1 protein-coding gene is annotated in these 968 nt (G+C 39.7%); it reads left to right on the plus strand.

The window, feature by feature from the left end:
* The first annotated feature begins 409 nt into the window (after positions 1–409).
* Complete coding sequence (locus K1M91_RS21190) at positions 410–871, plus strand: carboxymuconolactone decarboxylase family protein (protein ID WP_232804247.1); 462 nt, start codon at positions 410–412, stop codon at positions 869–871.
* Positions 872–968 lie beyond the last annotated feature (97 nt).

The raw sequence follows: 968 nt of genomic DNA on the forward strand, positions 1-968 counted from the left end.
GATGTATGGGAAGCTGAAAATAATATTAATAATAAATTAAACATTGAAACATTGCGAGTTCCCAATATTTAGACTAAAGGCAAACGCATGAATAGTGGTTGAGCAATGTAATGTTTTCTAAGCCGAATACTGCCGTAAGGAAGCGGCTGTTGAGCCATCAACAACTTTTGAAGGATGATTTCGCGGCACTTTATATAAAAATGTTGCTTACATTGTCAGATTGCTTAATTATTAATCATTAGTTCGCTCATCTTGGAAATAAAACATTACCACACTCGCAACAAGTTTCACGCGAGTGTGGTGGTGTCAAGTGTTTACACATAACCCCTCTTAATGTCGGAAATATTCAATACCTCGTGTTACGCAAAAAGCTATTGTATTTCTTCACCATCATTAAGGAGAAAAAACAATGGCTTCACGTGCAAATTACATGGGCTTAGCGGCCAAAGCGATGCAAATTTTGATGGCGCAAGAAAGCTATCTACGAGAGCAGTTCAGCACCTCAGATACTGTTACACTAGCGGTGTGGGAGTTAGTAAAATTGCGAATATCACAGATTAATCAGTGCGCTTTTTGTATTGACATGCACAGTAAAGAGGCAATGGCTCAAGGAGAAACTTCAGAGCGTATTATCGGTTTAAATGCATGGCGTGATATGCCATTGTATACTCATGTTGAACTTGTTTCGCTCGAGCTAGCAGAGCATTTAACCTCTGGTAAGCCGGTAGACGATAAGATTTATAGCAATGCGGTTGAGACGTTAGGTGAACAAGGGTTAGTTGATTTAACCATTGCTATCAATGCAATCAATAGTTGGAATAGAATCGTTAAAACATTCAAGCCAGAGGTAGGCAGCTATAAGCCACAATAAATCCCCCAATATATCGTTAAATTTTGAGCTGTCTCACCCCACGGGACAGCTATCCGCATTATTACAAGGCATATGGTCAGCCTCTGTCTCTGAGTTG

It is taken from the genome of Motilimonas sp. E26, from assembly GCF_021278025.1.
Taxonomy (GTDB): domain Bacteria; phylum Pseudomonadota; class Gammaproteobacteria; order Enterobacterales; family CBDFNC01; genus Motilimonas.